This window comes from Streptomyces sp. S.PB5, assembly GCF_030403745.1.
Taxonomy (GTDB): Bacteria; Actinomycetota; Actinomycetes; order Streptomycetales; family Streptomycetaceae; genus Streptomyces.
The window spans coordinates 103,643-126,534 of the sequence record NZ_JAQMWP010000008.1; the positions used below are offsets into that span (position 1 = coordinate 103,643).

21 protein-coding genes, 1 pseudogene and 1 riboswitch are annotated in these 22,892 nt (G+C 71.2%); of the genes and pseudogenes, 10 read left to right on the forward strand and 12 right to left on the reverse strand.

All coding sequences use genetic code 11. The features are described 5' to 3' along the window. Positions 1-88 precede the first annotated feature (88 nt). Both PH203_RS21710 and PH203_RS21715 read left to right on the forward strand, forming a co-directional pair. Positions 89-514 (forward strand): VOC family protein, encoded by a 426-nt coding sequence (locus PH203_RS21710; protein ID WP_289922010.1) that lies wholly within the window; start codon positions 89-91, stop codon positions 512-514. A 78-nt stretch (positions 515-592) separates the two neighbouring features. Further along, complete coding sequence (locus PH203_RS21715) at positions 593-1,330, forward strand: TetR family transcriptional regulator (protein ID WP_289922011.1); 738 nt, start codon at positions 593-595, stop codon at positions 1,328-1,330. A gap of 5 nt (positions 1,331-1,335) precedes the next feature. On the opposite strand, the gene PH203_RS21720 is transcribed toward PH203_RS21715, so the two are convergent. After that, positions 1,336-3,744 carry an MMPL family transporter gene (locus PH203_RS21720; RefSeq protein WP_289922457.1) on the reverse strand — a complete coding sequence of 803 codons (2,409 nt, stop codon included), beginning with the start codon at positions 3,742-3,744 and terminating at the stop codon, positions 1,336-1,338. 168 nt (positions 3,745-3,912) lie between these two features. Between PH203_RS21720 and PH203_RS21725 the strand changes: the two genes are divergently transcribed. Continuing rightward, on the forward strand, positions 3,913-4,602 hold the full coding sequence (locus PH203_RS21725; protein ID WP_289922012.1) for a response regulator transcription factor: 690 nt from the start codon (positions 3,913-3,915) through the stop codon (positions 4,600-4,602). After that, positions 4,599-6,071 carry a HAMP domain-containing sensor histidine kinase gene (locus PH203_RS21730; RefSeq protein WP_289922013.1) on the forward strand — a complete coding sequence of 491 codons (1,473 nt, stop codon included), beginning with the start codon at positions 4,599-4,601 and terminating at the stop codon, positions 6,069-6,071. The genes PH203_RS21725 and PH203_RS21730 overlap by 4 nt, the downstream gene beginning before the upstream one ends. A gap of 401 nt (positions 6,072-6,472) precedes the next feature. Here the strand turns inward: PH203_RS21730 and PH203_RS21735 are convergent, their stop codons facing one another. The 4 genes from PH203_RS21735 to PH203_RS21750 form a co-directional block, all read right to left on the reverse strand. Then, positions 6,473-6,874 carry an ATP-binding protein gene (locus PH203_RS21735; protein WP_289922014.1) on the reverse strand — a complete coding sequence of 134 codons (402 nt, stop codon included), beginning with the start codon at positions 6,872-6,874 and terminating at the stop codon, positions 6,473-6,475. Between the two features lie 96 nt (positions 6,875-6,970). Further along, positions 6,971-8,527: an ABC transporter substrate-binding protein gene (locus PH203_RS21740; RefSeq protein WP_289922015.1), complete on the reverse strand. Its 1,557-nt coding sequence runs from the start codon at positions 8,525-8,527 to the stop codon at positions 6,971-6,973. Positions 8,528-8,725: 198 nt separating this feature from the next. After that, complete coding sequence (locus PH203_RS21745) at positions 8,726-10,150, reverse strand: metallophosphoesterase (RefSeq protein ID WP_289922016.1); 1,425 nt, start codon at positions 10,148-10,150, stop codon at positions 8,726-8,728. Between the two features lie 42 nt (positions 10,151-10,192). Beyond that, the gene (locus PH203_RS21750; RefSeq protein ID WP_289922017.1) at positions 10,193-10,435 is read right to left on the reverse strand and encodes an SCO4848 family membrane protein; all 243 of its coding nucleotides are present in this window, start codon (positions 10,433-10,435) and stop codon (positions 10,193-10,195) included. Between the two features lie 91 nt (positions 10,436-10,526). Here PH203_RS21750 and PH203_RS21755 point away from each other — a divergent pair, with 91 nt between their 5' ends. Further along, on the forward strand, positions 10,527-11,861 hold the full coding sequence (locus PH203_RS21755) for a D-alanyl-D-alanine carboxypeptidase (protein WP_354671253.1): 1,335 nt from the start codon (positions 10,527-10,529) through the stop codon (positions 11,859-11,861). Here the strand turns inward: PH203_RS21755 and PH203_RS21760 are convergent. From PH203_RS21760 to PH203_RS21775, 4 genes and pseudogenes are all read right to left on the reverse strand, one after another. Then, positions 11,815-12,738, reverse strand: a complete 924-nt coding sequence (locus PH203_RS21760; protein ID WP_289922020.1) for a YihY/virulence factor BrkB family protein — start codon at positions 12,736-12,738, stop codon at positions 11,815-11,817. The two genes, PH203_RS21755 and PH203_RS21760, sit on opposite strands and share 47 nt — an antisense overlap. Positions 12,739-12,761: 23 nt before the next feature. Beyond that, positions 12,762-12,902: pseudogene (locus PH203_RS21765) on the reverse strand (GtrA family protein); the annotation flags it as partial. A 55-nt stretch (positions 12,903-12,957) separates the two neighbouring features. Continuing rightward, positions 12,958-13,944 (reverse strand): decaprenyl-phosphate phosphoribosyltransferase, encoded by a 987-nt coding sequence (locus PH203_RS21770; RefSeq protein WP_289922022.1) that lies wholly within the window; start codon positions 13,942-13,944, stop codon positions 12,958-12,960. Continuing rightward, positions 13,937-14,491, reverse strand: coding sequence for a phosphatase PAP2 family protein (locus tag PH203_RS21775; protein WP_289922023.1), 555 nt, complete (start codon positions 14,489-14,491; stop codon positions 13,937-13,939). Before PH203_RS21775 ends, PH203_RS21770 begins: the two co-directional genes overlap by 8 nt. A 143-nt stretch (positions 14,492-14,634) precedes the next feature. Between PH203_RS21775 and PH203_RS21780 the strand changes: the two genes are divergently transcribed. Together PH203_RS21780 and PH203_RS21785 are read left to right on the forward strand one after the other, a co-directional pair. Next, positions 14,635-15,984, forward strand: coding sequence for an FAD-binding oxidoreductase (locus PH203_RS21780; protein ID WP_289922024.1), 1,350 nt, complete (start codon positions 14,635-14,637; stop codon positions 15,982-15,984). 37 nt (positions 15,985-16,021) lie between these two features. Next, on the forward strand, positions 16,022-16,777 hold the full coding sequence (locus PH203_RS21785) for a decaprenylphospho-beta-D-erythro-pentofuranosid-2-ulose 2-reductase (protein WP_289922025.1): 756 nt from the start codon (positions 16,022-16,024) through the stop codon (positions 16,775-16,777). Positions 16,778-16,807: 30 nt separating this feature from the next. On the opposite strand, the gene PH203_RS21790 is transcribed toward PH203_RS21785, so the two are convergent. Then, positions 16,808-17,383, reverse strand: a complete 576-nt coding sequence (locus tag PH203_RS21790) for a 2'-5' RNA ligase family protein (RefSeq protein WP_289922026.1) — start codon at positions 17,381-17,383, stop codon at positions 16,808-16,810. A 151-nt stretch (positions 17,384-17,534) separates the two neighbouring features. Next, positions 17,535-18,548 (reverse strand): tryptophan--tRNA ligase, encoded by a 1,014-nt coding sequence (gene trpS / locus PH203_RS21795; protein ID WP_289922027.1) that lies wholly within the window; start codon positions 18,546-18,548, stop codon positions 17,535-17,537. 131 nt (positions 18,549-18,679) lie between these two features. Between trpS and PH203_RS21800 the strand changes: the two genes are divergently transcribed. The 3 genes from PH203_RS21800 to PH203_RS21810 all read left to right on the forward strand — a co-directional run bounded on the left by PH203_RS21800 (position 18,680) and on the right by PH203_RS21810 (position 21,088). Beyond that, a complete protein-coding gene (locus tag PH203_RS21800; protein ID WP_289922028.1) occupies positions 18,680-19,240 on the forward strand; it encodes an RNA polymerase sigma factor in 561 nt (186 codons plus the stop codon). After that, entirely contained in the window at positions 19,227-20,225 is a 999-nt protein-coding gene (locus PH203_RS21805) for a hypothetical protein (protein WP_289922029.1), read from the forward strand. The genes PH203_RS21800 and PH203_RS21805 overlap by 14 nt, the downstream gene beginning before the upstream one ends. A 158-nt stretch (positions 20,226-20,383) precedes the next feature. Then, entirely contained in the window at positions 20,384-21,088 is a 705-nt protein-coding gene (locus tag PH203_RS21810; RefSeq protein ID WP_289922030.1) for a hypothetical protein, read from the forward strand. Positions 21,089-21,272: 184 nt separating this feature from the next. Here PH203_RS21810 and PH203_RS21815 read toward each other — a convergent pair whose 3' ends face one another. Beyond that, positions 21,273-22,724: a glycine hydroxymethyltransferase gene (locus tag PH203_RS21815; RefSeq protein WP_289922031.1), complete on the reverse strand. Its 1,452-nt coding sequence runs from the start codon at positions 22,722-22,724 to the stop codon at positions 21,273-21,275. A 42-nt stretch (positions 22,725-22,766) separates the two neighbouring features. After that, positions 22,767-22,856, reverse strand: a riboswitch (ZMP/ZTP riboswitch). Positions 22,857-22,892: the final 36 nt, after the last annotated feature.

The window sequence follows — 22,892 nt, forward strand, 5'->3', positions numbered from 1 at the left end:
CCGACGGAAGCCGCCCCTTCTCGGCCCAATGAGTGACCCCGCGGAAACGCCACCCCGCAACCACCGTCTCCACACCTAATCTGATGGCATGTCAGATGAACAGTCGTACGAACTGCTCGGATTCGACAACGTCCTGCTGCCCGTGGGAGACCTCGGCGAGGCCGTCGGCTTCTACGAACGCGCCGGGTTCGCGGTGGCGTTCCGGCTGGACGAGGCCGGGATCGCGCTGCTGAAGGTCGGCGGCGAGACACCAGGAATCCTGCTGCGGCAGGAGGAGCTGCTGCGGGAGGGCGGGTTCGGGCACCGGCCGTCGGCCTGGCCCTCCCCGCGCGTGTGGCTCGAAGTGCCGGACGCGCGCGTGGCGGCACGGGAGTTGCGCACGGCGGGCATCGCACTGCTCGACGAGCCCTTCTCCGCGGCCACCGGCTGGACCGTCGAGATCTCCGACCCCTGGGGCAACATCCTCGGCTTCACGGACTACAGCAAGCGTCCGGAACTCGGGCGCCGGCCATAGGCACACCCACGTGCCGGACGCGATCAGGACGCCGACGCCGTGACAGCGGTGCCCGCGCCACTGACTAGGCTCTTCGCCGTGCCCGCGAACACCGAAAAGGGCGGTACGCCCACCAGAACCGAGCCCACCAAGTCCGAGCAGACCCGCGCTCTGATCCTGGAGACGGCCATGCGGCTGTTCCAGGAGCGCGGTTACGACAAGACGACGATGCGGGCCATCGCCAAGGAGGCCGGGGTCTCCGTCGGGAACGCGTACTACTACTTCGAGGGCAAGGAGCACCTGATCCAGGGCTTCTACGACCGGATCGCCGCCGAGCACCAGACGGCGGTCCGGGAGGTCCTGGAGCGGGAGACCGACCTGGAGGCGCGGCTCGCGGGTGTGCTGCGGACCTGGCTGGACATCGCCACGCCGTACCACGAGTTCGCGGTGCAGTTCTTCAAGAACGCCGCCGACCCGGACAGCCCGCTCAGCCCCTTCTCCCCCGAGTCGGAGCACGCGCGCGTGGAGGCGATCAGCGTGCACCGCGCGGTGCTGGCCGGTACGAGGACCAAGGTGCCGGATGATCTGCGGGACGTTCTGCCCGAGCTGATGTGGCTCTCGCAGATGGGGCTCGTGCTCTATTGGATCTTCGACCGGACCGAGGGGCGCGAGCGGAGCTACCGGCTCGCCGAGCGCGGGGCCCGGCTCACCGCGCGCGGTGTCGCGCTCGCCCGGTTCCGGGTGCTGCGGCCGCTCGTGCGGGAGGTGCACGAGCTGTTCACGGACTTCCTGCCGGGGATGACGAGGATGATGCCGGACCCCGGCAGGAAGCCCTAGTCACCTCAATTGACGGCGTCGACCTCGCCCTCGGCCAGCTCGACGTCGTGCACCAAGGGGCCTTCGCCGACCACCACATGCCCCGCGCGGGAGGCGTACGAGGACGCCGTGGCCGCGAGCAGATACGTGCCGGGGGCCGGGACCGAGACGATGTACGAACCGTCGGCCAGGGACACCACCCGGTCCAGCTGGCGACCGCCCTTGGTCAGCAACGTGACCGCCGCGCCCGCGACCGGCTCGCCGTCGGTGTCCCGGACGAAGCCGTGCACGGCCGACGCGGGGCCGCCGTCGGCCTCGGCGACCTGGGCGACGGCCTCCTCCCTCGGCTCCACCGCGAGATGCGGCAGCCGCTTCTCCAGCCCGGCCGGCAGCCACCAGTTGGACGTGCCGAGCAGATGCATCGCGGCCGGCACCAGGGCCGTACGCAGGATGAACGCGTCCAGGGCCACCGCGGCGGCGAGGCCGATGCCCGCCATCGCGCCCTCCATGTCACCGCTGAGGATGAAGGCGCTGAACACGCAGATCATGATCAGGGCCGCACAGTTGATGACGCGGCTGGTCTCGGCGAGGCCGACGCGCACCGCGCGCGCGTTGTCACGCGTGTGCACCCACTCCTCGTGCATCCGGCTCACCAGGAACACCTGGTAGTCCATCGAGAGGCCGAACAGCAGCGAGAGCATGATGACCGGCAGGAACGCCGTGATCGGGCCCTCCTTGCCGATGCCGAGGAGCTCCGTGCCCCAGCCCCACTGGAAGATCGCGACCAGGACACCGAAGGACGCGGCCGCCGCGATCAGGTTCATCAGGGCGGCGGTCAGCGGGACCACCAGCGAGCGGAAGGCGATCAGGAGCAGCAGGAAGCCGAGCGTGATGATGGCCGCGATGAAGTAGGGCAGCCGGTCGCCCGTCACCGACGCGAAGTCCTTGAAGACCGCGGTGACACCGCCGACATGGGCCTCGGCGCCCGAGGCGGGGATCACGTCGTCGCGCAGCCGGTCGATCAGCTGGTCCGTCTGCTCCGACTGCGGTGAGGTGGTCGGGACGACCTGGATCAGCGTGACGCCGTTCGCGGGCGGTACGGCGGCCACCTGCGCCACGCCCTCGGTGGACTCGATACGCGAGACCAGACCCTGGGCGTCGCCTTCGGAGACGACCACCTGGAGCGGGCCGTTGAAGCCGGGACCGAAACCCTCGGCGAGCAGGTCGTAGGCCTGCCGGGTGGTCGTGGACTCCTGGTGGTTGCCCTGGTCGGTGGCGCCGAGCCGGATCGACAGCACGGGCAGCGCCAGGATCACCATGACCACGAGGGCCAGCCCGGCGACCGCGCGCGGCCGCTTCTCGACGTACGCCGACCAGCGCGCCGCAAGGCCGCTCGTGTGCTCCGGCTCCGGTCCCGTCGCGGCCAGCCTGCGCCGCTGGCGGCGGCTGAGGACACGCATGCCGAGGAAGCCGAGGAGCGCGGGCAGCAGGGTGACCGCGGCCAGGACGCTCAGGACGACGGTCAGCGAGGTCGCGATGACCACGCCGTCCAGGAAGCGCATGTTCATCACCAGCATTCCGGCGAGCGCGATGCACACCGTGCCGCCCGCGAACAGCACCGCGCGCCCCGAGGTGTTCAGGGCGGTGACCGCCGACTCCTCGGGCTTCATGCCGCGCAGGATGCCCCGCCGGTGCCGGGTCACGATGAACAGCGCGTAGTCGATGCCGACGCCGAGGCCGATCAGCGAGCCGAGCAGCGGGGCGACTTCGGGCACGTCCGTGACATGGCTGAGCAGCGAGGTCGCCATCAGCCCGGTGCTGAGGGCCGCGATCGCGACCACGAGGGGCAGCAGCATCGCGAAGAGCGAGCCGAAGGCCAGGAAGAGCACGACCGCCGCGGCGACGATGCCGACCAGCTCGGCCAGACCGGTCGGCGGCTCCTGGGTCCGGGTGATCGCCTGGCCGCCCAGCTCGACCTGGAGTCCGTCGCGCTCGGCCGCCTGCGCGGTGTCGACGACGTCCTCGACGAGCTCCTTCGGTACGGCGTTGGCCTGCTCCACGAAGGTGACCTGGGCGTAGGCGATCCGCCCGTCCTCACTGACCTGGGCCGCGCCGTTCGCGGCGTAGGGGTTGGTGACCTCACCGACCCCCTTCATCGCGCCGATCTCCTTCAGCGCCGGCTCGATCCGGGACCGTACGGACTCGTCCCGTACGGAGCCCTCGTCGACCTTCCACACCACGGTGTCGGTGTCGCCCGCGCTCTGCGGGAAGGCCTTCTCCATCAGGTCGTACGCGCGCTTGGAGTCCGTGTCGGGGAGGGAGAACTCGTTCGCGTAGTCCGTGCCCGCGGCCGAACCCGCGAAGCCCAGACCGAACACGGCCCCCACCCACAGCAACAGGACCACCAGCCGGTGCCGATAGCACCACCGTGCCAATGCCGCCACGCTCAACACTCTCCAGTCGGTCGTCGGTTGGTCCCCCAGGTCCTGGGCAACAGCATTGGCGGCGGCGCGCGGGCGTGGACACCGGATACGACCGACTCTCAAGGAACTCCAAAGCACGGAACCCGCCCGACTGTCAGTGGGCCCGCCGATACTGGGGGCATGACGACGGCTCCAGGCACCGTGCTGATCGTGGAGGACGAGGAGAGCATCGCGGACGTCCTCGCCATCGCGCTGCGCTACCACCGCTTCGAGGTGATGACCGCGGGCACCCTCCGCGAGGCCAGGGCGCTCATCGAGCGCACCCGGCCCGACGTGGCGCTGCTCGACGTCATGCTGCCCGACGGCGACGGCCGCGCCCTGGGCAGGCAGCTGCGCGCCGAGCGGCCGGAGATGGCGCTGGTCTTCGTCACCGCGCGCGACGCGCCGGGTGAGATCGTCGGCGCCCTCGGCTTCGGCGACGACTACATCACCAAGCCGTTCAACATCGACGAGGTCGTCGCCCGGATCACGGCCGTCCTCAGGCGCACCCGTCCCGCGGACGTGCTGCCGCAGCGACCGCCGCTGACGTACGGCGATCTGGAGCTGGACGAGACGACGTACAGCGTGCACCGCGCGGGGCGTTCCGTGGAGCTCACCCCCACCGAGTACGCGCTGCTGCGCTTCCTGGTGCGCAACGGCGGGCGGATCGTGCCCAAGGAGCAGCTCCTGCGGCACGTCTGGCAGTACGAGCACAACCCCGCCGAATCGACCGTCGTGGAGACCTACATCAGCTATCTGCGGCGCAAGCTGGACGCGCTGGGACCGCCGGTGATCACCACCCGGCGCGGTGTGGGATACGGGCTGGCATGAGGTTCGGCGGCAGGCGCGGCATCCACTCGCTGCGCGTCCAGCTCACCCTGGCCAATGTGGCGCTGCTGCTCCTCGGCATCGTCGCGGCGACCGCGGTGAGCGTGATGGGCATGCGGTACTACCTGCTGGACCAGATCGACTCCGAACTCACCAAGACCCGGAACTCGCTGGGCAGTTCGCAGCTCACCCTGGAGACGATCGACGGGCTGAGCAAGCTGGCGATCGTGCGTGAGCGGTTCCTTCAGCAGGACGACCCGGACGAGGGGGAGGCGCGGCCCGACCAGATCCTCACCGCGGTCGACGAGCGCGGCGGGACGGTCGCGCTGGCCGGCTTCACCCCGAGCGGCGTCCAGAAGGACCTCGCGGCGGCCGTGGACGACCCGCGCGCACTCGCCGGCGACGTCGAGCCGCACGACGTCCGGGTGCGCGGCGACGCCTACCGGGCGACCGCGACGGTGCTCGCCGACGGCACGTACATCCTGCTCGCCACCTCCACCGAGGCCGTCCACAAGGGCATCGCCAAGGCGCTGCGACTCGATCTCGCCATCGGAACCCTGCTGTTGGCGCTGCTGGCCTGTCTGACGATGTTCAGCGTGCGGCGCCGGATGCGGCCGCTGGAGGACATGGTGGAGACCTCCTCGGCGATCGCCGAAGGGGATCTGACCCGTCGGGTGCCGTCCAGCCGGGAGGCCACGCTGGAGGTGGAGCAACTGCGGGTCTCCCTCAACTCGATGCTCCAGCAGGTGGAGTCGGCGTACCGCACGCGCGAGCGCAGCGCGGCCCAGCTGCGCCGGTTCGTCGCCGACGCCTCGCACGAGCTGCGCACCCCGCTGTCCGCGATACGCGGCTATCTCCAGCTCTACGACAAGGGCATGCTGCGCGAGGAGGCCGAGCGCAAGCGGGCCTGGGCGCGGGTCATGGCCGAGGCGGACCGCATGGGGCGGCTCGTGGACGAACTCCTCACCCTCGCCCGCCTCGACCAGCAGCCCGACCTCCGCTTCCGGAACGTGGACCTGAGCCGCCTGGTCCGCGACGCGGCCGAGGACCTGCGCATACAGCAGCCCGAGCGCCCGATCACCGTCGGCGCCGACGGGACGCTCCTGGTGCACGCCGACGAATCGGGGCTGCGGCAGGTCCTGGGCAACCTGGTGGCCAACGTACGCACCCACACGGCCCCCGACGTACCGGTACGCCTCGGGGTGGAACGCGCCGACGGACTCGTCCGGCTGTCCGTCGCGGACAAGGGCCCCGGCCTCTGCAAGGAGGACGCGGCCCGCATCTTCGACCGCTTCTTCCGCGCCGGCGGCGGCGCGGGCAGCGGCCTCGGCATGGCGATCGTGCAGGGAGTCGTCCAGGCACACGGCGGACGCGTGGCGGTACTGACGGCACCGGGCGAAGGGCTGACGGTGACGGTGATACTGCCGACACACGCGAGCGCGAGCGTCGACACGAACGGCAAGGACCGCTGACGCGGCCGGGCCTCGTCGACACGGACGTATCCCCCACAGGCGCGGCTCAGGGGTTGCGCGGACGCGGCCTCACGGGCGCTGCCGGGGCGTCGGGGCCACGAAGACCAAGCCTCGGCACGGGAGTTGGCGCGCAGGGCTGCGGATGCGGCGCGGGCGGAGACCAAGGGCGCGGCACGGACATCGGCGCGGATGGAGACCACAGGGCGGCTCACGGGCTGGCGCGGACGGACCCCGTGGGCGCGGCTCGGGAGGTGGCGCTGGGCGTGAACTCGGCGGTGCTGCTGGGGAGTCGGAGGGGCGCGGGCATTGTGCAGAGGGCGGTGTCGGCGTGGGGCTGCGGATGCGGCTCAGGTGCCGGGGTGGGTGTGGGTCCTGGTGCTCGGGGTCGGCGTGTGCCCGGGTCAGGTGTTCGCCAGTATCAGCGCCCAGACGGTCTTGCCGTGACGGCCCCGGCTCCACACCCCCCACGCGGCGGCGATGTTCTCCACCAGGTGCAGTCCGCGGCCCGCCTCCTCCCACTCCCCCACCACCCTCAGGCGCGGCTCCAGCTGTCCCTCGTCGGAGACCTCGATGAGACAGGAGCCGTCGGCGAGAGCGGTCACCGCGACCTCGAACTCGCGCTCCAGCAGGGGCCCGTGGCGTACGACGTTGGTCGCCAGCTCGGACACCAGCAGTACGGCGTCGGCCAGCGCCGGATCATCGGCCCCGTGCCCCCAGTCGGCCAGATGGTCCCGCACCCGGCGCCGGGCCAGTCCGACGGAAGCCGGGTGCCGGGGCAGCCGGAAGGAGTTGCGTCTCAACACGTTTGCTCCTCATCCCACGCACACCTCCGTCACATGGTGCTGCGTAGGGCTGCTACCCCGCGTCACTCCGGCGAATGTCCATGCCGCGAGATCGCGTCAGATCCAGGTGAGCCGCCAGAGGCGGAAGACACCCGTACCGTCCGACAGATACTGGCCACCGCCGACATCCTCACTGGTCACGACGTACTCCTTGGCCTGCCACAGCGGGATGACCGGAACATCTCGGGCGACGACGTCCTGCATCGCCCGGAAGTCCTCCGTGGCGTCGCCGCGGTCCTCGTACTTCTGGCTGGCCTGAATCAGTCGGTCGACCTCGCCGCTGCTGTACCCGGTGTTCATGGTTCCGTCGGTGCCGACGAGCGGGCCACCGTAGGTGTCCGGGTCGGGATAGTCGGCGACCCAGCCGACCGCGTACGCGTCGAGCTTGCCGGTGGCCCAGCGCTTCTGGAAGTCGGTCCACTCGTAGCCCCTGACGGTCACCTTGAACAGACCGCTCGACTCCAGCTGCCGCTTGATCTCCTTGGCCTCGGCGGCGGCGGAGGCGCGGCCGATGCCGTAGCCGTAGGTGAAGCGGACCGGCACGGACACGCCGGCGTCCTCCAGCAGCGCCCTGGCCTTCGCCACGCTCTGCTTGGGGTAGGCGTCGAAGAACGACGTGCTGTGCCCGGTGATACCCGTCGGGATCAGCGAGTACAGCGGGTCGACGGTCCCCTCGTACACCGTGGCCGCCAGCCGCTCACGGTCGATCAGCCAGGCCATCGCCTGCCGGACCGCGGTGTCGTGCAGCGGCGCGGAGGCGCGGGTGTTGAGGTAGAGGTTGCGGACCTCGGAGCTGTCGGCCTCGGAGACCCGCATGGTCGGGTCGCTCGGGTTGAGCTCGGCGAGCGTCTTCGGCGGCAGCTGCCGGGTGGCCGCGTCGACCTGCTTCTTCGCCCACGCGCTGTTGAGGGCGTCGGCGTTCTTGTAGTAACGCAGCTCGATGGGCCGCCCCGTGTCCTCGGTCGCGCCCTTGTAGTCCGGGTTGGGCCTGAGGACCGCCTTGGAGTCCTTCGTATACGCCGACAGCTGGTACGGGCCGGTGCCGTCCACGCCGTCGTCGGTGCGCAGTGCGTTCGCCGGGTACTTGGTGCGGTCGACGATCGAACCGGCTCCGGTCGCCACCTTGAACGGGAACGTGGCGTCCGGGCTCGACAGCCGGAAGGTGACGGTCAGACCCTTCGCCGACACCGACTTGAGGGTGTCGAGCAGGGAGGAGGGGCCGACCTCCGACTTGATCTCCATGACCCGCTCGAAGGAGTACTTCACGTCCTCGGCGGTCATCGTCCGCCCGCTCGGGAAGGTGAGCCCCTCCCGCAGTCTGCACTGATACGTCATCAGGTCCGTGCCCTCGAACTCGCAGCTCTCCGCCGCGTCGGGCACCGGCTTCGCGCCGCCCGCCTCGAAGGTCAGCAGCGACTGGAAGACGTTGCTGAACAAGGCCCAGGAGCCGGCGTCGTAGGCGCCTGCCGGGTCGAGGGACGTGACGACGTCCGACGTACCCACCTTGATGGTCTTGTCCGGATCCTCCTGCGACGGCATCAGCTGCCAGCCGCCCACTCCCACGGCTGCAAGTACCAGCAGCGTCGCGAGAATCCGTATGCGAACCGATCGCATCGGTGCCCTCCCCGGGCCCTTGCGGCCCCAGTGCGTCTGCCACTCCCCTAGCGGCGCGGCTCACCTAACCACACGCGTTTCACCTGGGGGAAGAGGGATCTTGAGAGTTGAGAAAGTCATTGCCGCAAGCTGTTACCACCTCGTTTCACAGGGCCCTCACAGAGTCCGCCCGGAAACCACGCCGGTCCTGCTTCGACGTCAGGCCTGCTTCGACGCCAGCTCGATCACCGTGATGTCCGACGGGGCACCCACCCGGGTCGGCGGCCCCCAGGCGCCGGCGCCACGGCTGACGTAGAGCTGGGTGTCGCCGTAACGTTCCAGCCCCGCAACGGTCGGGTTCGCGGCCTCCGCGAAGAAGTTGCCGGGCCAGAGCTGGCCGCCGTGGGTGTGGCCGGAGAGCTGGAGGTCGACGCCGTGCTCGACGGCGTCATGGATCTGCACCGGCTGGTGAGCGAGGAGCACGCACGCGCGTGCCGTGTCCCGGTCGCCGAGCGCCCTGGCGAAGTCCGGGCCCTGCCCCTCGCTCTCGCCCGCGATGTCGTTGACACCGGCGAGATCGAAGTACGACAGCTCCGTACGGTCGTTCTCCAGCGGGCGCAGGCCGAGCCGCCGTACCTCCTCGACCCACTGCTCCGCGCCGGAGAAGTACTCGTGGTTTCCGGTGACGAAGAACGAGCCGTGCCGTGCCCGGAGTCGGGCGAGGGGCGCCGCCGCCGGGCCGAGGTCCTTCACACTGCCGTCGACCAGGTCGCCGACGACGGCGATCAGGTCGGGCTGGGTGGAGTTGATCGTGTCGACGACGGTCTGCGCGAAACCGCGGCCGAGGACCGGGCTGAGGTGGATGTCGCTGACGACGGCGATCCGGTAACCGTGCGCCGCGCGCGGCAGCTTGGCCAGCGGCACGGTGACCCGCTTGACCTTCGGACCGCGCAGCACGCCGTACGTGCCGTAGCCGACGGTCCCGAGGGCGGCGGCGGCCGCGGCTCCGCCGACGACCCGGGAGACGAAGAGACGGCGGGAGGGGGCGCGGAGAAGGGACTCGGCGGGGGTGGAGGGGGCAGCCACGCCCGGCGACGCTCCGGAGGCCTGGGCGGCAGGGGTGGCGGCGCTCGGCGACTCTGCGGAGGCGGAGGGCTCTGTGGAGGCAGCGTGCTCTGTGGAGGTCGTTGCGGCGAGCTGGGCCGGGGCTGCCTGCTGTGAGTCCGTCGCCGACTCGCTCTGCCCCGCTCCCGCCGGGACCGGCTCCGGCACGCTCGGCACCGGCTGCGCGGGCTGCCGTACCGGCTGCGCCGCGCCCGCGCGTCGCGCGTCCCGCCGTTCCAGGAACCGGCGCAGCAGGGGTCGTACGACCTCACCCGCCACCACGCCCAGCAGCAGGTAGATCGACAGGGCCAGCCACAGGAAGCCCGGCCAGGCCAGTACGCGCTGGAGCCAGAAGGGCGCGCCCGTGCGCTCGGCGACGAGCGCGGCGACGGCCAGCACCCAGCCTCCGGCGATCAGCACCGCGCCCAGCCGGCGGCCCCAGCCGGGCCCGCGGGTCGTGTCGCGGAACAGCCGCCGCCACACGTACCAGTTGGCCGTGACCAGGACGGCAAGGGCGAGCAGCGCGAAGACGATGACCACGGAGGCGTATCCCTTGTTCTCGGTGGTGGTGCCGGGGGTTGGTTATGACGTGCGGCGCAGTGCGCGTACGCCGCGCAACCCGATGCCCCCGACGACCGTCCCCAATACGAAGGAGACGACGGCGAGCAGCAGGTGCACCCAGAAGTACGCGGTCGGGTCGCCCGCGTCGTCGAACGCGAGCCCGCTGCCGTCCTTGACGAGATTCTTGACGAAAGTGATCCAGATGACCCAGCTCCACACCCCGAAGGCGAGCAGGAACCAGGAGACGGGGCGGCTGAGCTTCATACGCCCAGTATCTCCGCCCGGTGCCCGGCTCCTCGGCCGGGGTGGAGAGGGCGGCAAGACTTCCCGGCGCTCGGCATGTACGTTTCCGCTCGTGCCCGCTCCCAAGAAGACCGCCAGGGGCTCCCTGCTGGTCACTTCCGCCGCCCTGACGTCCTTCGCGCTGACCGCAGCGCCCGCCTTCGCGGCCCCCGCTCCGGCCCCGTCGAGTTCGGCCTCGGCTTCGAGTTCGGCGTCGGCTTCGAGTTCGGCGTCGGCTTCGACCAGCCCGTCGGCCACTCCCCCGGCGAACATGTCGACCGTGGGCGGCGCCCGGCTCGGGCAGGCGGGGACGCAGGCCAATCTGGCGACCGGGGTGCCGGTGCTGCCGAAGGACATCACCGCGCGGTCGTGGATCGTGGCCGACGCCGAGTCCGGCGATGTGCTCGCCGCGCACAACGCGCACTGGCGGCTGGCCCCGGCGAGCACCCTGAAGATGCTGTTCGCCGACACCGTCCTGCCGAAGTTCCCGAGCACGGCCAAGCACAAGGTGGTCCCCTCCGACCTCGCGGGCGTCGGCGCCGGCTCCAGCATGGTCGGGATAAAGGAGGACGAGACGTACACCGTCCGCGATCTGTGGCTCGGTGTCTTCCTGCGCTCGGGCAACGACGCCGTGCATGTGCTCTCCGCGATGAACGGCGGCGTGAAGAACACCGTCCAGCAGATGAACGAGCACGCCGAGGAGCTCCAGGCCCTCGACACGCATGTGGTCAGCCCGGACGGCTACGACGCCGAGGGACAGGTGTCGAGCGCGTACGACCTGACGCTGTTCGCCCGCTCCGGACTTCAGAAGAAAGATTTCCGCGAGTACTGCTCGACGGTCACCGCGAAGTTCCCGGGCGAGACCAAGAAGAACAAGAAGGGCAAGAAGGTCCGCGGGTCCTTCGAGATCCAGAACACCAACCGGCTGCTGTCCGGCGACTCCGACATCGACGTCTACCAGGGCATCGCCGGCGTCAAGAACGGCAACACCACCAACGCCGGCGCCACCTTCACCGGCGTCGCCGAGCGGGGCGGCAAGGTGCTGCTCGTCACGGTCATGAACCCCGAGAAGGACGAGCACAACGAGGTCTACAAGGAGACCGCGAAGCTCTTCGACTGGGGCTTCAAGGCCGCGGGCAAGGTCGAGCCGGTGGGCGAGCTGGTCCCGCCGAAGGGCACGGCCCAGGCGAGCGCCCAGCCGGGGGCCGACGACGACGGCCAGGCGGGCGGCGCCTCCGCCTCCGCGTCCGCCCCGGGCAAGCCGGTGGCGGCCGCGGTCGAGGAGAGCTCCGGCGGCATCGGCATAGCGCTGGCCATCACCGGCGGCGTGCTGGTGCTCCTGGCGGCCGGCGCGTTCCTGGTCAACCGCCGGTGGCCGCTGCCGGATCTCGTACGTCGTCGCCGCTGACGTCCTCGGCCTGCTCGGCGTGCTCGGCCTCCTTGCTCGGCGTCGCCGTCCAGGCGGCGCAGAACAGGACGAGTTTCGACGTGAAGTTGATCCACAGCAGCAGGGCGATCGGCACCCCGAACGCGCCGTACATGCTCTTCGACGCCACGCCCTGCATATAGCCGCTGAGCAGCAGCTTCAGCAGTTCGAACCCGACCGCGCCGATGAGCGCCGCCACCAGCAGCCGGCGGCGCGTCGGCTGGACGCCGGGCAGCAGGGTGAGGACGTAGAGCAGCAGCAGGAAATCGGCGAGTACGGCGATCAGGAGCGCGGCGGTCCGCAGCAGCACCGCGCCCCAGCCCTCGCGGTCGATGCCGATCTCGTCGCTGATCCAGCCGACCATGGCGGAGCCGACGGTCGACGCGGCAATCGTGACGAGAAGCGCGCCGCCCAGGCCGAGGAGGACTCCCGCGTCCTTGGCCTTGCGCAGGACCGGGTTCTCCTCGTCGTCGGGCAGCTCCCACACCGCGCGCAGGCACTCGCGCATGTTGCCGACCCAGCCGATGCCGGTGAAGAGCAGCAGGGCGCCGGCGATGAGGCCGATGGTGCCCGCGTTGGCGACCAGGTTGTCGATGTCGAGCTGGTCGGAGATGCCGGGGACCTGGTCGGCGATCTTGTCCTGCAGTTCGTCCTGCTGGGACTTGCTGAGGGTCGCGGCGGCGACCGCCGCGGCCACGGTCAGCAGCGGGAACAGCGCGACAAAGCTGATGAACGTCATCGCGGCGGCGAGCCGCGTCCACTTCACCCGGTCCAGACGCTCGTACGACCGCCACGCGTGCGTGGCCATCAGCCGGGTCGCCGCCGGCCCGACTACGGGGAGTTTCTTCAGCCAGTCCATGATCTGAATCTGCCCTCGATGACCTAGGTGCGGAACATACGGAAGCCCCCTGTGCGTGTACCCCAAAAGCGCAGCACAGTGGCGAGCGCCACGCCGGTTCCCGCGCCGGGGACGGTGTCGGCGGTCCGTGAGGTGAGACCGAGGCCGTAGTGACTGACGGTGAGACCGCCGTCGGCGGCGGCGAAGCCGAGGGGTCCCCTTCGGGTCGCTGCCGAGTCGCTACCAGTGGGCCACCGCCAGCCCGTACATCGCGAGCCACACCAGCCCGATGACGGCGAGGGCGCGGTCGCGCAGGACGACCTCCTCGGGTTCCCCGGCCGTCCCGCGGTCGGCGAAGACGGCGTAGCGCAGCACGGCCAGGATGAAGGCGACCACGGAGAGCTGGCGCCAGGGCAGCACACCACTGGGCGTCCCGCCCTCCTCCAGGGCCCACAGGCAGTACCCGAGGACGGCGACCCCGGCCGCCAGCTGCCAGACGAAGCGCAGGTATCCGGTCGTGTATTCGGTCAGCAACGCGCGCGTGGCGCCCGCCTCGCCCGCCATCTGCACGGCCTCCGAGTAGCGCTTGGCCGCGACCATGAACAGCGCCCCGAACCCGGTCGTGATCAGAAACCAGCGTGACAGCGGAATCCCGAGGGCGAGTCCGCCGGCCATCGCCCGCATGAGGAAGCCGGTCGTGACGACGACGAGGTCCACGACGAGGACGTGCTTGAGGCTGACGCAGTAGGCCAGCTGCATGGCCAGGTAGGCGGTCAGCAGGGCCGGGACGAGGGGCGGGGTGAGCCAGACGGCCAGGGCGGGCGCCGAGGCGGCCAGAACGCCTCCCACGGCGTACGCGACGGGTGCGGGGACCTGTCCCGCGGCGACCGGGCGGTTGCGCTTGGTGGGGTGGGCGCGGTCGGCCTCGGCGTCACGGGCGTCGTTGATCAGATAGACGGCGGCGGCGCAGGCCGTGAACAGCGCGAAGACCAGGGCGAGCCGGGTGAGGGCGTGCGGGGCGAAGAGCTGTCCCGCGGCGGCCGGGGCGGCGACGACGAGGACGTTCTTGACCCACTGCTTGGGGCGGGCGGTGCGGAGCAGACCGCGCAGGAGGGACAGGAGGGAGGTGTCGTGGGGTGGTGGGGTACGGCGTGGGGGCGTGCGCTGCTCCAAGAGCGCCGTGCTCTTGGGGTGCGCGCCGTTCGTGAGCGGCGCTGTCTCAGTCATGTGCGCCCCCTCTCATCCAGCGCGCTCCCGCGCACGCGGTGAGCGCCCCCAGGGCCGCGCCGGCCGCGACGTCCGAGGGGTAGTGGACTCCGACGACAAGGCGCGAGACGCACATGGCGGTGGCGAACGGCGGGACCGCACGCGCCCCCAGCGCGCCGAAGGCGACCGCGGCGGCCGCCGCGGAGGTCGCGTGCGAGCTCGGGAAGGAGTGGCGCCCTGCGGTGGGCACGAGGGGTTCGACGTGCGTAGGGCGCGGGCGGCGCACCACCCTTTTCACGCCCATGCTGACGAGGTGCGCGCCCGCGACGAGCGCTGTCCCGCGCAACCAGGCGCCGCGTCGCGCGCCGTCCACGGCGGCTCCGGCGAGGCCTGCCACGAGCCACAGCGCGCCGTGCTCACCGGTCCGGGACAGGGCGCGGGCGGTGCCGGCGACGCGCGGGTCGGCGCCGTACTCCCGGAACGCGGAAAGGATTCGGCGGTCCAGTCCGCAGAAGCCGCCGAAGTCGTCGAGATCGCCGAGGTCGCCGAAGCCGTCGAGTGGGTCCATGTGGAGTCACTGTTCACGTCAACACCGCGATAACTCCGGCAATATTGAGCGACATCCCATTAATCACCCATTTCGGGGAGAGTATGAATGCCCCGGGATGTTTGAAAACCAATCGCCCACTTAAGGGCGATACGGTCACCGGCATGTCTGCCGAGACCGTTTCCGTCACGGGATGGGGCCGCACGGCACCCACAGCGGCCCGTCTGATCCGCCCCAGGACCTACGAGGAGGCCGCGGCCGCCGTCCGGGGCTGCGGAGCCCGGGGGGGCATCCCACGAGGCCTGGGACGGGCGTACGGGGACGCGGCGCAGAACGCCGGCGGGGCCGTGCTCGACATGACGGGCCTGGACCGCGTCCATGTGATCGACGCCGACAACGGCATCGTCCTGTGCGACGCGGGCGTCTCCCTGCACCGGCTGATGCGGGTCCTGCTGCCCCTCGGCTGGTTCGTGCCCGTGACGCCCGGCACCCGCTGGGTCACCGTCGGCGGGGCGATCGGGGCCGACATCCACGGCAAGAACCACCATGTCTCCGGGTCCTTCGCCCGGCACGTGCTCTCCTTCGAACTTCTCACCGCCGACGGGGAGGTCCGCACGGTGAGCCGTGGCACGCCCCTGTTCGACGCGACCACGGGCGGCATGGGCCTGACCGGCGTGATCCTGACCGCGACGGTCCAGCTCCAGCGGGTGGAGACCTCGCTGATGTCGGTCGACACCGAGCGGGCGCACGACCTGGACGACCTGATGGCCCGGCTGTCGGCCACCGACCACCAGTACCGCTACTCGGTCGCCTGGATCGACCTGCTCGCCCGCGGCGCGGCGACCGGACGCGCGATCCTGACCCGCGGCGACCACGCCCCCCTGGAGACACTGGGCACGCGCGCGCGTAGGGACCCGCTGGCCTTCCGCACCTCCCGACTCCCGGCCGCACCCGCCTTCCTCCCCGAGGGCCTGCTCACCCGCACGACGGTCGGCCTGTTCAACGAGCTCTGGTACCGCACGACCCCACGCGCGCGTACCGGCCGGCTCCAGACGATCCCGGGCTTCTTCCACCCCCTGGACGGCGTCCCCCACTGGAACCGCGTCTACGGCCGCGGCGGCTTCGTGCAGTACCAGTTCGTCGTCGGACACGGCCAGGAGGAGGCCCTGCGCCGGATCGTGCGGCGCGTCTCGGAACACCGCTGCCCGTCCTTCCTGGCCGTCCTCAAGCGGTTCGGGGACGCCGACCCGGGCTGGCTCTCCTTCCCGGTGCCCGGCTGGACCCTCGCTCTGGACATCCCGGCGGGCCTGCCGGGGCTGGCCGCCTTCCTCGACGAGCTGGACGAGGAGGTGGTCACCGCGGGAGGCCGCGTCTACCTCGCCAAGGACGCCCGCCTGCGCCCCGAACTCGTCCCGTCGATGTACCCGCGCCTGGACGACTTCCGGGCCCTGCGCGCCGAGTTGGACCCGCGCGGGGTGTTCGTCTCCGACCTGTCCCGCCGCCTCGCCCTCTAGCCCTGGCCATTCCAGGCAACCTCTAGGAGCTGCTGTCGTGAAGGACGCCTTCGGCCTCCCCCAGTCCCTGCTCGTCCTCGGTGGCTCGTCCGAGATCGCGCTGGCCACCGCCCGCCGTCTGGTCGCCCGCCGCTGCCGCACGGTCTGGCTGGCGGGCCGCCCCTCCGAGGCGCTGGAACGCTCCGCGGCCGACCTTCGCGCCATGGGCGCCGACGTGCACACCGTCGCCTTCGACGCGCTGGACCCCGAGTCCCACGAGACGGTCCTCGGCAAGGTCTTCGCCGAGAGCGACATCGACATGGTGCTGCTCGCCTTCGGCATCCTCGGCGACCAGGCCCACGACGAACGCGAACCGGTGAGCGCGGTGCGGGTCGCCCAGACCAACTACACGGGCGCGGTCTCGGCGGGGCTGGTCTCCGCGCGCGCGTTGCAGACGCAGGGCCACGGCTCCCTGGTCGTCCTCTCCTCGGTCGCCGCCGAGCGCCCCCGCCGCTCCAACTTCATCTACGGCTCCAGCAAGGCCGGCCTGGACGCCTTCGCCCAGGGCCTGGGCGACGCCCTGCACGGCACGGGCGTGCACGTCATGGTCGTACGCCCCGGATTCGTGCACACCAGGATGACGGCGCACCTCCGGGAGGCACCACTGGCGACGACGCCGGAGGAGGTGGCCACGGCGATCGAGGTGGGGCTGCGGCGGCGGTCGGAGACGGTGTGGGTGCCGGGGGCGTTGAGGGTGGTGATGTCGGCGCTGCGGCACGCACCGCGGGAGGTGTTCCGGCGGCTGCCGATCTGATCGGTTCTTGCGAACGCCGGTGCAGCCTGTCTAGGCCGTGGTCCCCTGCTGCACCGGTGCGGAAGCCTGCGGCGGCACCACCGCACCCCCGAACGTGTACTCACGCAACTTCCGCCACACCCCGTCCGCACCCTGCTCGTAGAGCGCGAACCCGGTGCACGGCCACTCGGCGGCGAAGTCGGCGAGCTCGTCGTACGCGCGGTCCATCGCCTCCTCGTCGATGCCATGGGCGACGGTCACATGCGGGTGGTACGGGAACTGCAGCTCACGCGCGACCGGACCGGACGCGTCACGTACCTGCTTCTGCAGCCAGGTGCACGCTTCGGCGCCCTCCACGACCTGGACGAAGACGACCGGTGACAAGGGCCGGAACGTCCCCGTGCCGGCCAGCTTCATCGGGAACGGCCGGCCCGCCGCGGCGACCTCGGTGAGGTGCGTCTCGATGGCCGGCAGCTCACTGCCGTCGACCTCGGTCGGCGGCAGCAGCGTGACGTGCGTGGGGATGCCGTGCGCCGCGGCGTCGCCGAAGCCCGCGCGCAGCTGTTGGAGCAGGCTGCCATGAGGCTCCGGGACCGCGATCGACACGCCGATCGTTACGGTCCCCACGTCGTCTCCTGTCTTCCCTCTCGGGCTGTGTGTCGGGTTCGGTCCCGGCCGTCCGGCTATCGACTGTACGGCCACGGGTGTGTTGTGGGCAGGCGCAACCGTAGTGATGTGCAGCGCTCTGTCCAGTGGTACGTGTGTGCGGGCCTGCGCCTCAGTGCTTGGCGGGCAGAAAGCCGACCTTGTCGTAGGCCTGCGCCAGCGTCTCCGCGGCGACGGCACGCGCCTTCTCCGCGCCCTTGGCCAGGATCGAGTCCAGCGTCTCCGGGTCGTCCAGGTACTGCTGGGTGCGCTCCCGGAACGGCGTCACGAACTCGACCATCACCTCGGCGAGGTCCGTCTTGAGCGCACCGTAGCCCTTGCCCTCGTACTTCTGCTCCAGTTCCGCGATTCCCGTACCCGTGAGGGTCGAGTAGATGGTGAGCAGGTTGCTGACACCGGGCTTGTTCTCGGCGTCGTAGCGGATGACGGTGTCCGTGTCGGTGACCGCGCTCTTGACCTTCTTGGCGGTGGCCTTCGGCTCGTCGAGGAGGTTGATCAGGCCCTTCGGCGTGGACGCCGACTTGCTCATCTTGATCGACGGGTCCTGGAGGTCGTAGATCTTCGCCGTCTCCTTGAGGATGTACGGCTTGGGGACCTCGAACGTCGTCCCGAACCGGCCGTTGAAGCGCTCGGCGAGGTCGCGGGTGAGCTCGATGTGCTGACGCTGGTCCTCGCCGACCGGGACCTCGTTGGCCTGGTAGAGCAGGATGTCGGCGACCTGGAGGATCGGGTACGTGAAGAGGCCGACGCTCGCGCGGTCGGCGCCCTGCTTGGCGGACTTGTCCTTGAACTGGGTCATGCGGGAGGCCTCGCCGAAGCCGGTGAGGCAGTTCATGACCCAGGCGAGCTGGGCGTGCTCGGGGACATGGCTCTGGACGAACAGCGTGCAACGCTCGGGGTCGAGGCCGGCCGCGAGCAGCTGGGCGGCGGCGAGCCGGGTGTTGGCGCGCAGCTCGGCCGGGTCCTGCGGAATCGTGATCGCGTGCAGGTCGACGACCATGTAGAACGCGTCGTGGGACTCCTGCAGGGCCACCCACTGGCGGACGGCGCCGAGGTAGTTGCCGAGGTGGAACGAGCCTGCGGTGGGCTGGATTCCGGAGAGCACGCGGGGACGATCAGAGGCCATGCTCACCATTCTCTCAGGTGTCGGGGTCCGATCCGGAACTGGTCGGAAACAGATGGGAACCGATCCGTCTCCTGCGGTGTAACAAAGGTGTGAGAACGCGGGAGGGGGGCCGCATCGTCGATGAGGCCGCGGTGATCGCACGTGTACGCGCCGGGGAGCCGGAGGCGTACGCGGAGCTGGTGCGCGCCCATACGGGCATCGCGCTCCGGGCGGCCGCGGCACTCGGGGCGGGTGCGGACGCGGAGGACGTGGTGCAGCAGGCCTTCGTCAAGGCGTACTGCGCGTTGGGCAGGTTCAAGGACGGCGCGTCGTTCAAGCCGTGGCTGCTGTCGATCGTCGCCAATGAGACGAGGAACACAGTGCGTACGGCGGCGCGGCAGCGCACGCTCGCCGGCCGGGAGGCGGCCTTCGCGGAGGCCGAGCCGCTGATACCGGAATCGGCGGACCCGGCGGTGGCGACCCTGGAGACGGAGCGCCGCGCGGCCCTGCTGTCCGCCCTGGAGAAGCTGAGCGAGGAGCATCGCCTGGTCGTCACCTACCGCTATCTGCTGGAGATGGACGAGTCCGAGACGGCCCAGGCCCTGGGCTGGCCCCGGGGCACGGTGAAGTCCCGGCTGAACCGCGCCCTGCGGAAGCTGGGCAGGCTGCTGCCGGATTTTCAGCCTCGGGAAGGGGGTGATGAGCGTGAGTGAGGGGCGAGAGCCGTACGGCGGTGAGGCCGGCCGTGGGCCGGAGGGCTCCGGTGGGCGGGGCCCGCGCGGGCGTGGTGCCGGCCGGGGTCCGGGTGGGCGAGGGCGCGACCGCGGGCGGGGGTCCGGGGGCGACGCCTCCCGGCTGCCGGACGAGCTGCGGGCGCTGGGCAGGTCGCTGGACGCGCCGGGGGCGGGCGGCGCCGGTGGTGCGGCGGACGGCTCCGAGACCATGGTCGAGCGGGTGCTGGGCCAGATCCTGGCGGAGCAGCTGCAGGTTCCCGTGGCCGAGCCCGGGGGCACCCGTGCGCGGCTGCGGGCGGTGCGCCGGTGGACGCGGCTGCGGTGGCGCTCGCTGACCGCGACGCTGTGCGGCCTGCTCACGGTGCTCGCGCTCACACCGCCGGTGCGGGCCGCGGTCTACGACTGGTTCGGCTTCGGCGGGGTCGAGGTGCGTTACGACCCGTCGGCGTCGCCCTCGCCTGATGCCGAGGTGCCCGGCTGCGGACGGTCCGTGTCCCTCGCCCAGGCCGAGCGCCGGGCAGGCTTCGAGCCGGTGGTGCCGGACGCGCTCGGCACCCCGGACGCGGTGTCGGTGTCCCGTGAGCGGCAGGGGCGGTTCCTGGTCAGCCTGTGCTGGCGGGAGCGGGGCGGCACGGTCCGGCTGGACGAGTTCGCGGCGGGCCTGGACATAGCGTTCGCGAAAACCGTGCGCGAGCAGCCGGAGTGGGTCTCCTTGGGCGACACCGCGTCGGACGTCGGCGGGCCGAACAGCACGGCGCTGTGGTTTCCGCGCCCCCACCTGCTGAGCTTCTGGCTGGTGGCGGCGGACGGGGAGCACTACACCCGCAAGGAGCGGACCGCCGGACCGACGCTGCTGTGGAGCCATGCCGTGGGCACCGAGGACGTGACGCTGCGGCTGGAGGGCGTGGCGTCGAAGGCGCGGGCGGTGGAGATCGCGAAGTCGCTGGAGAAGTCCGCCGATTAGTGCGCGCCGGGTGGGAACCCCGCCGGGTCGAGCGGTGTACCAGAAGTGACAGACGGCTCGCGGGGACGGTGGCGGGCCTTACGGCATCGGCAGGTTGGGGGCTCGGGATGCACAGGCAGGTGATCGGCCGGCGGCACGGCTGTCGTCGACTGGCGGCGGTGGCAGGGGTGTTGGCGGCGGCGCTCGGGCTCACGCTCGGGGGTGCCGGATCGGCTTCGGCGGGCGGGCCGACCAGCGTACTGATCGTCTCTCCGGGGAGTTCGGAGACGGAGGCGCTGTACTACTCCGACAAGGAGTACGGAGAGCTGCAGCAGCTGCTCGGCGAGCCCGCCCCGGCGAAGGGCGAGCGCGCACCGGAGGTCGAGCTCTTCCTCGGCCCGCAGATCAATGTGACCTGGATGGTGCACGACGTGTCGCCCTGGCGGGTCGACCGCGTCTACCCGGGCGGCGATTCCAAGGACGTCTGGATACACACGGCGGAGAACGTGGACGCGACGGCCAACGGCACCTGGCACCGCGCCGAACGGCCCGCCGCGCTCCGGAACCTCCTCACGGACCTGGGCGTGACGGGCACGGCCTCGGGCGACAGCGCCGTGGAGTATCCACCGCCGTGGGACACCTCCGGCTCGGATTCCGGGGCGACGGCCTCGGCACCTGCGGCCGCTGCGGCCCGGCAGTCCGGGGCGGGGGCAGCGTCGGGTGACGGCACCGACTGGTGGTGGGCGCTGCCGGGTCTCGCGGCCGGGGCGGTGCTGGCGCTGGTGCTGCGGCCGTTGGTGACACAGCTGCCGGAGGTGGTGCCGGCGCTGCGGCGGTGGAGGGTGCGGGAGCCGGGGCCACGGCAGGAACTGAGGGACGTATGAGGGCTTGCGTCCGGGGGGCGGTGGCCGGGCCGGTCGTCGGGTTCGCGGCCGGGTCGGCCGGGGAGCTGCTGATACGCCGCGCGGCGGTCCGGCAGGGAGCCGGACCGCCGCGCAAGGAGCCACGTCAGTAACTCATCGATCTTTGAGAGTCGCCGATCTTTGACAACTCAACAGAGCGTGTGTGTCAGCCGAGGTCGATCTCCGGGTACAGCGGGAAGCCCGCCACGAGGTCGGTCGCGCGGTGGGAGATCTCGTCCGCGACCTTGGGGTCGAGGATGTGCGCGGCCTTGGAGGGGGCGCCCGACTTGGTGGTGCCGGCCTCGGTCGTGGTGAGGACACGGTCGATGAGGCCGGCGACCTCGTCCATCTCGGCGGTGCCCAGGCCGCGGGTGGTGAGGGCGGGGGTGCCGATGCGGATGCCGGAGGTGTACCAGGCGCCGTTGGGGTCGGCCGGGATCGCGTTGCGGTTGGTGACGATGCCGGACTCCAGGAGGGCGGCCTCGGCCTGGCGGCCGGTGAGGCCGTAGGAGGTGGCGACGTCGATCAGGTTGAGGTGGTTGTCGGTGCCGCCGGTGACGAGGGATGCGCCGCGGCGCATCAGGCCCTCGGCCAGCGCGCGGGAGTTGTCGACGATGCGCTGGGCGTAGTCCTGGAACGCGGGCTGCCGGGCCTCGGCGAGGGCGACGGCCTTGGCGGCCATGACGTGCGGGAGCGGGCCGCCGAGGACCATCGGGCAGCCCCGGTCGACCTGGTCCTTGAGGGAGTCGTCGCACAGGACCATGCCGCCGCGCGGGCCGCGCAGCGACTTGTGGGTGGTGGTGGTGACGATCTGGGCGTGCGGAACCGGGTCGAAGTCACCGGTCAGCACCTTGCCCGCGACCAGGCCGGCGAAGTGCGCCATGTCCACCATCAGGGTCGCCCCGACCTCGTCGGCGATCTCGCGCATGAGGCGGAAGTTCACCAGGCGGGGGTAGGCGGAGTAGCCGGCGACGATGATGAGCGGCTTGAACTCACGGGCTGAGACCCGCAGCGCCTCGTAGTCGATCAGGCCGGTGGCCGGGTCGGTGCCGTAGGAGCGCTGGTCGAACATCTTGCCGGAGATGTTGGGGCGGAAGCCGTGGGTGAGGTGGCCACCGGCGTCCAGGGACATGCCGAGCATGCGCTGGTTGCCGAAGGCCTGGCGGAGCTCGGCCCAGTCGGCGTCGGTGAGGTCGTTGACCTGGCGGGCACCGGCCTTCTCCAGGAAGGGGACCTCGACCCGGTCGGCGAGGACGGACCAGAAGGCGACGAGGTTGGCGTCGATGCCGGAGTGCGGCTGGACGTACGCGTGGCGGGCGCCGAAGAGCTCCTTGGCGTGCTCGGCGGCGAGGGACTCGACGGTGTCCACGTTGCGGCAGCCGGCATAGAAGCGGCGGCCGATGGTGCCCTCGGCGTACTTGTCGCTGAACCAGTTGCCCATCGCGAGGAGGGTGGCCGGGGAGGCGTAGTTCTCGGAGGCGATCAGCTTGAGCATCTCGCGCTGATCGTGGACCTCCTGGCCGATGGCGTCGGCGACGCGCGGCTCGACGGCGCGGATCACGTCGAGGGCGGCGCGGAAAGCGGTGGACTCGGTGGACAGGGACTGCTGCTCCGACATGTGCGGCCTCCGGATGGCGTGGCGGGTTGCGGTCACGATTCACGGTTCGGCCCAGGCGCACGGCACTCGGTCACTCACAGGCCGCTCCCCGATGGTCCGTCCCATCCCAGCGCGCCAGTCACGGCCTGCCCGTCAGCCTACCGGGCGCGCCGAACGGCGGATGTCCCG